We start from the raw sequence: 7,059 nt of genomic DNA, 5'->3' as shown, positions 1-7,059 counted from the left end.
CGCGTGCCGCAGAAGCCGTGGTGATCGAGGCCAAGCTCGACAAGGGCCGCGGTCCGGTGGCGACCGTGCTGGTTCAGCGCGGCACGCTCAAACGCGGCGACATTTTCGTTGTCGGCGAGGAATCGGGCAAGGTCCGCGCGCTGATCAATGACAAGGGCAAGCAGGTTGCCGAAGCCGGTCCGTCAGAGCCGGTCGAGGTGCTCGGGCTGACCGGTGTGCCATCGGCGGGCGACAAGCTCACCGTCGTTGAAAACGACCAGCGTGCGCGTGAAGTCGCTGAATACCGCAAGCAGAAGGCGCTCGAAAAGCGCACGACGATGGCGCCCGCCAACATCGACACTATGTTCTCCGCGCTCGCTGCCAACCGGGCGAAGGAATATCCGATCCTGGTCAAGGGCGACGTGCAGGGCTCGGTCGAGGCGATTGTCGGTGCGATCAACGCGATCTCGACCGATGACATCAAGGCGCGCGTGCTGCACGCCGGGGTCGGTGCGATCACCGAATCCGATGTGACGCTCGCCAAGGCCTCGAACGCGCCGATCATCGGCTTCAACGTGCGCGCCAATGCGCAGGCGCGCACGCTGGCCGAGCGCGACAAGGTGCGCTTCAAATATTTTGACATCATCTATGACCTGATCGACGACATCAAGAACGAGATGGCCGGGGTTCTCGGGCCAGAGCGGATCGAGACCGTGGTCGGCCGCGCCGAGATCAAGGAAATCTTCCCGGCGGGCAAGAAGGACAAGGCGGCGGGACTTCTGGTCACCGATGGCTTTATCCGCAAGGGCCTGTATGCGCGCATCACCCGCGAGGATGTTATCGTCTCCAAAACGGTCATCGCGTCGCTGCGGCGCTTCAAGGACGATGTCGCAGAAGTCCGCACGGGCCTTGAATGCGGCGTGGTGCTGGAAGATACCAACGACATCAAGCCGGGCGACATTCTGGAAACGTTCGACGTCGAAATGCGCGAGCGGACGTTGTGATCCTATGACCCTCGCCTCCCTCGACGGGAGGGGGGGGGTCGGCAAAGAGCGAATATGGCCAAGCATAACGATACCGGTCCCGAAGGGCGTTCCGTTCGCGTGCTGCGCGTGGGCGAGCAGGTGCGCCATGTGCTGTCAGACCTTCTGGCGCGTGGCGAGGTGCATGATGATGTGCTGACCGCGACTACTATCTCGATCACCGAGGTGCGCATGTCGCCCGATTTGCGCCATGCGACGGTGTTCGTGAAGCCGCTGCTGGGCCGCGATGAGGAGGTGGTGCTCAAGGCGCTGCGCACCAACACAGCGTTTTTCCAGCGCGAGGTCGCCTCCAAGGTGCGCACCAAATATGCGGCCAAGCTCAAGTTCCTCGCCGATGACAGCTTCGACACTGGCAGCCACATCGACAAACTGCTGAGCGCGCCCAAAGTGGCCCAGGATCTGGCAAAGGACGATGCTGCAGATTGACGTCTTACCGGGTAAGACGTATATTCGGTCTATGAACGATGTCACGCGCCTCTCGGCCAAGGGCCAGATTGTCATCCCTAAAGATGTACGTGATCGTCTTGGGCTGGTCGAAGGGCAGCTTCTCGATGTGATGACGCGCGGCGACGAGATTGTTCTGCGCAAGCCATCTCATACGCCTCGGCTCTCGATCGAAGAGGTAAGGCGCAATCTGCGGACCATTTACCAACATAAAGGGCCGCCAATTCCGATCGAAAAGCTGAGCTGGTCGCCGGACGTCGATAATCCTTCGCTGGATAGCTGAAAAAGCTATCAAATGCAGGTATTGGACACCAATGTTCTGGCGCGTTGGTTATTGAATGACGACCCTGCGCAGTTCTTGCTCGCCGATGGAGCTGCTTCAGAACCGTTCATGCTGAGTTGGACCGTCTTCACGGAGCTGGGCTGGGTTCTCGAACGAGCAGTCGGATTGCCAAGAGCGGTCGTGGCGATGCTATTGGAACAGCTTATCAGTCTGGATCACGCGCACGCCGAAAGCCCTGCTGCTGTTGCCTGGGCCATCGAAAGATACCGGGCAGGTGCGGACTGGGCGGACATGATGCACTTGGCGTCGGCGCCCTTTGATGCGAGGGGATTTACCACATTCGAAAAAAAGCTGGCTCGGCAGGCAGGGGATGACAGCCCACTACCCGTGACGCTTCTCCGAAATGCCCCCTGATGGCCAAGCTCTATTTCTACTACGCGTCGATGAACGCGGGCAAATCGTCCACTTTGCTGCAGGCGGCGTTCAACTATGCCGAACGCGGCATGCGCGCGATGCTGTGGACCGCGGCGCACGATGACCGCTTTGGCGAAGGCCAGATCACCTCGCGGATCGGGCTCAACGCACCGGCGCACAGGTTTGCCTCCGACACAGATCTGTTCGCCGCCGTCGCGCTCGATCTGGCCGATGCGCCACTGCATTGCGTGCTGATCGACGAGGCGCAGTTCCTTACCAAGGCGCAGGCGTTCCAGTGTGCGCGCATCTGCGATGATCTGAAAATCCCGGTGCTGTGTTATGGCCTGCGCACCGATTTTCAAGCCGAACTGTTTCCCGGCAGCGCGCAGTTGCTCGCAATAGCAGATCATCTGGTCGAGCTGAAAGCGGTGTGCGAATGCGGCGCCAAGGCGACGATGAACCTGCGGGTCGATGCCGAGGGCAATGCGGTGAAGCAGGGCGCGCAGACCGAAATCGGCGGCAATGATCGTTACATCGCGCTGTGCCGCAAGCATTTTATGGCGCGGCTGGCATGAGCGCGCTGTCCGTGGTTCTGGAAGACGGCGATGTCAGGCTCGAGCCGCTCGCCAGCCACCATGTCGAGCCGCTGCGTGCGGCCTGCGCGCGCGATGCCGAGATCTGGGAGATCTATCCGGTCTCAATGCTGGGCGAACAATTCGATGTCGCAACGGAGGAGTTTCACGCCACCGCCGACTGGGTGCGCTTTGCGGTGCTGCACCGGGGCGTGCTGGTCGGCATGACCTGCTACATCAAACCCGACGAGCGCAATCATGCGGTCGAGATCGGCGGCACCTATATCGAGCCAGCGGCGCGTGGGCCTGCCGGGGTCAATGCCACGATGAAGCGGCTGATGATAAATCACGCCTTTGCCTGCGGCTTTACCCGCATCGAATTTCGCGTAGATGCGCGCAACCTGCGCAGCCGCGCGGCAGTGCTGAAGCTGGGCGCGACGCACGAGGGCGTCTTGCGCAAGAATCGCATCACCTGGACCGGCCATGTACGCGATACCTGTGTGTTCAGCCTGCTCAGCCACGAATGGCCGGTGCGTCCGAACGAATGAACGGCTGGATCATTCTCGACAAGCCCTATGGCATGGGTTCGACCGATGCGGTGACCGCGGTCAAACGCGCGTTTCGCGGCGGTGGCCATGGCAAGGTCAAGGTCGGGCACGGCGGCACGCTCGATCCGCTGGCGACCGGCGTGCTGCCGATTGCGCTGGGTGAGGCGACCAAGCTAACCGGCCAGATGCTGAACGGCGACAAGACCTATGACTTTACGGTGCAGTTCGGTTTGGAAACCGATACGCTCGATGTCGAGGGCCAGCCGGTGGCGCACAGCGATATCCGCCCGATGCTGGCTGAGATCGAGGCAGTGTTGCCGCGGTTCACCGGGCCGATCGGACAGGTGCCGCCCGCGTTCTCTGCACTGAAGGTCGATGGCAAGCGGGCGTATGATCTGGCTCGGGCGGGCGCGGTGGTGGAACTGGCGTCACGGGCGATACGGGTGCATTCGCTCTCGATCCGTCATCCTGAACTCGTTTCAGGATCCATCGTGCCCCAAGAGCCGAAGCCGCGTGGGGAGAAATGGACCCTGAAACGAGTTCAGGGTGACGGTGAGCCAAGTTTCGATATGCGGTTGGAAAGCATCACCCTCACCGCCCATGTCTCCAAAGGTACCTACATCCGCAGCCTCGCGCGCGACATCGCGCTTGCCCTCGGCACAGTCGGTCACGTCACGATGTTGCGCCGTACGAAGGCCGGGCCGTTCGCGCTTGCGGGGGCGATTTCGCTGGACATTCTGGAGCAAATCCGTCATGGCGCGGCCCCAGAAGACATAATCTTGCCATTCGAGGCAGGGCTGGCCGACATCCCGGCTCTTGACCTCACTCCCGATCAGGCAAGGCGGCTCCATATGGGGCAGGTCGTGACCGGGATAGCCGCACACGATGGGCGTTATTGGGCGCGGGGGAGTGACAGCACTCCGCTCGCACTCGTATCGCTTGAGGGCCATAAGGTCCGGGTGGTGCGCGGCTTCAATCTGACCAGATGTTCGAAGGACTAGAATTTTATGACAATTACAGCAGAGCGCAAAGACGCGGTCATCAAGGAACACGGACGCGAGCCCAATGATACCGGCTCACCCGAAGTGCAGGTTGCGATCCTCACCGAGCGCATCAACAACCTGACCGACCATTTCAAGGCGCACCACAAGGACAATCACTCGCGTCGTGGCCTGTTGATGATGGTGAACAAGCGGCGCTCGCTGCTCGATTATCTGAAGAAGAAGGACACCGCCCGCTACAGCGATCTGATCGCCAAGCTGGGTCTGCGTAAGTAAGTGATCCTATCGTTCGGCCCGCTTCGGCGGGCCGTTTACGTATGGGGTCATCCCCGAGCACGCGGGGACCAAAAGCTTAGGGCATTCCGTTCCGCCCTGTGCTCCTGCTATCGCTGGAGCACGAATGGAGCGTTAAGGCTGTTTCGCAATAAGGCGAGCGACCTGTGGGGCACGAAAGCTCCAAGACCGTTGCGGGCCGGTTTAGCCCGCAAGATAGGCCCCGGCCCGCAATAGGGCGCCGCCGGGTTCGATAAGGAAAATCCATGTTTGACGTAAAGACTGTAGAAATCGAGTTGGGCGGAAAAACCCTCAAGCTCGAAACGGGCCGTATTGCCCGTCAGGCGGACGGCGCTGTGCTGGCCACCTATGGCGAAACCGTGGTGCTGTGCGCCGTGACTGCCGCAAAATCGGTGAAGGAAGGCCAGGATTTCTTCCCGCTGACCGTTCACTATCAGGAAAAATTCTCGGCCGCCGGACGCATTCCGGGTGGCTTTTTCAAGCGCGAACGCGGCGCGACCGAAAAGGAAACGTTGGTCAGCCGTCTGATCGACCGTCCGCTGCGCCCGCTATTCCCCGAAGGCTTTTACAACGAAATCAACGTGATCTGCCAGGTGCTGTCATTTGATGGCGAATCAGAGCCCGATATGGTGGCGATGGTCGCCGCATCAGCTGCGATGACACTGTCAGGCGTGCCCTTCATGGGCCCCATCGGCGCGGCGCGCGTCGGCTATCAGGATGGCGAATACATTCTCAACCCCTCGATGGATCAGGTGAAGGAAGGCGAGCTCGATCTCGTTGTCGCCGCCACCCATGACGCGGTGATGATGGTCGAATCGGAAGCCAAGGAACTGTCCGAAGACGTCATGCTCGGCGCGGTCGGTTTCGCGCATGATGCGTGCAAGCAGATTGTCGAGGCGATCATCAAGCTGGCCGAACAGGCTGCGAAAGAGCCCTGGGAAATGGCCGAGCAGGCTGATCTCTCTGCCGCCAAGCAGAAGCTGCGTGACCTGATCGGTGCAGACATTGCCGCAGCCTACAAGCTGACCGACAAGTCGGAGCGCTCGAATGCTCTGAATGCGGCGCGCGCCAAGGCCAAGGAAGCCTTCACCGACGCCGCGCCGCAGGACCAGATGGCTGCGAACAAGCTGATGAAGAAGCTGGAAGCGGAAATCGTGCGCGGTGCCATCCTCAAGGACGGCAGCCGCATTGATGGCCGCACCACCACGCAGATCCGTCCGATCGAGGCGATCGTCGGCTTTTTGCCGCGCACCCATGGTTCGGCGCTGTTTACACGCGGTGAAACACAGTCGATCTGCACCACCACCTTGGGCACCAAGGACAGCGAGCAGATGATCGACGGCCTGACCGGCCTGTCATATGAAAACTTCATGCTGCACTATAACTTCCCGCCCTATTCGGTCGGCGAAGTGGGCCGTTTCGGCGGTTCCAACCGCCGCGAAATCGGCCATGGCAAGCTGGCATGGCGTGCGCTGCACCCTGTGCTGCCGACCAAGGACGAGTTTCCCTATACGATCCGTGTCCTGTCCGACATTACCGAATCCAACGGCTCTTCGTCGATGGCAACGGTGTGCGGCGGTTCGCTCTCGATGATGGACGCAGGCGTTCCGCTCAAGCGGCCGGTGTCGGGCATCGCCATGGGGCTGATCCTTGAGGGCAGCGAATTTGCGGTTCTGTCGGACATTCTGGGTGACGAAGATCATCTGGGCGACATGGACTTTAAGGTTGCCGGCACGTCCGAAGGCATCACCACGATGCAGATGGACATCAAGATCGCCGGCATCACCGAAGAGATCATGCGGCAGGCACTGGCGCAGGCCAAGGAAGGTCGCACCCACATCCTGGGCGAAATGGCCAAGGCGCTCGACAGCACCCGCACCGAGCTTTCGGCGCATGCGCCGCGTATCGAGACGCTGCAAATCGACAAGGCCAAGATCCGTGAAGTCATCGGCACCGGCGGCAAGGTGATTCGCGAGATCGTCGCTGAAACCGGCGCCAAGGTGGATATCGATGACGAGGGCCTGATCAAGATCAGCTCGTCCGACGTTGCCCAGATCGAAGCTGCGCGCAAGTGGATCCTGGGCATTGTAGAAGAAGCCGAAGTCGGCAAGGTCTATGACGGCAAGGTCGTCAACATGGTGGATTTTGGTGCGTTCGTGAATTTCATGGGCGGCAAGGACGGCCTGGTGCACGTATCGGAAATCCGCAACGAGCGCGTTGAAAAGGTCGCCGATGTCCTGTCCGAAGGGCAGGAGGTCAAGGTCAAGGTGCTGGAGATTGACCAGCGCGGCAAGGTGCGTCTGTCGATGCGCGTTGTTGACCAGGAAACCGGCGAAGAGCTCGAAGACACCCGCCCGGCGCGTGAGCCGCGTGAGGGTGGCCGTGGCCGCGACGACCGTGGCCCGCGCGGCGACCGTGGTGACCGGCGTCCGCGCCGTGATGGTGACGGTGGCCGTGGACGCGGTGGTGAGCGCTCAGGCG

The 7,059-nt window shown here is 61.1% G+C and carries 9 protein-coding genes; all 9 read left to right on the top strand.

Going from position 1 to position 7,059, the window contains the following annotated elements; genetic code table 11:
• Positions 1–983, top strand: a 983-nt coding sequence (locus tag ACEW8G_RS01400) for a translation initiation factor IF-2 (RefSeq protein WP_373486664.1), incomplete at its 5' end; no start/stop codon positions are given.
• Positions 984–1,037: 54 nt separating this feature from the next.
• Positions 1,038–1,448: a 30S ribosome-binding factor RbfA gene (rbfA, locus tag ACEW8G_RS01395; protein ID WP_373486663.1), complete on the top strand. Its 411-nt coding sequence runs from the start codon at positions 1,038–1,040 to the stop codon at positions 1,446–1,448.
• Positions 1,449–1,479: 31 nt separating this feature from the next.
• Positions 1,480–1,749 carry an AbrB/MazE/SpoVT family DNA-binding domain-containing protein gene (locus ACEW8G_RS01390; protein WP_373486662.1) on the top strand — a complete coding sequence of 90 codons (270 nt, stop codon included), beginning with the start codon at positions 1,480–1,482 and terminating at the stop codon, positions 1,747–1,749.
• Positions 1,750–1,761: 12 nt separating this feature from the next.
• Positions 1,762–2,163: a type II toxin-antitoxin system VapC family toxin gene (locus ACEW8G_RS01385; RefSeq protein ID WP_373486661.1), complete on the top strand. Its 402-nt coding sequence runs from the start codon at positions 1,762–1,764 to the stop codon at positions 2,161–2,163.
• Positions 2,163–2,738 carry a thymidine kinase gene (locus tag ACEW8G_RS01380; RefSeq protein WP_373486660.1) on the top strand — a complete coding sequence of 192 codons (576 nt, stop codon included), beginning with the start codon at positions 2,163–2,165 and terminating at the stop codon, positions 2,736–2,738. Before ACEW8G_RS01385 ends, ACEW8G_RS01380 begins: the two co-directional genes overlap by 1 nt.
• The gene (locus ACEW8G_RS01375) at positions 2,735–3,283 is read left to right on the top strand and encodes a GNAT family N-acetyltransferase (RefSeq protein WP_373486659.1); all 549 of its coding nucleotides are present in this window, start codon (positions 2,735–2,737) and stop codon (positions 3,281–3,283) included. The genes ACEW8G_RS01380 and ACEW8G_RS01375 overlap by 4 nt, the downstream gene beginning before the upstream one ends.
• Positions 3,280–4,284: a tRNA pseudouridine(55) synthase TruB gene (truB, locus tag ACEW8G_RS01370; protein ID WP_373486658.1), complete on the top strand. Its 1,005-nt coding sequence runs from the start codon at positions 3,280–3,282 to the stop codon at positions 4,282–4,284. Before ACEW8G_RS01375 ends, truB begins: the two co-directional genes overlap by 4 nt.
• 6 nt (positions 4,285–4,290) lie before the next feature.
• On the top strand, positions 4,291–4,560 hold the full coding sequence (gene rpsO / locus ACEW8G_RS01365) for a 30S ribosomal protein S15 (protein ID WP_373486657.1): 270 nt from the start codon (positions 4,291–4,293) through the stop codon (positions 4,558–4,560).
• Positions 4,561–4,823: 263 nt separating this feature from the next.
• Positions 4,824–7,059 (top strand): polyribonucleotide nucleotidyltransferase (pnp, locus tag ACEW8G_RS01360; RefSeq protein WP_373486656.1); only part of this gene is annotated, 2,236 nt, incomplete at its 3' end.

The organism is Blastomonas sp. (assembly GCF_041747255.1).
Classification (GTDB): Bacteria; Pseudomonadota; Alphaproteobacteria; order Sphingomonadales; family Sphingomonadaceae; genus Blastomonas.
The sequence above is the reverse complement of the archived record's forward strand: the minus strand, read 5'-3'. Positions and strand labels throughout refer to the sequence as shown.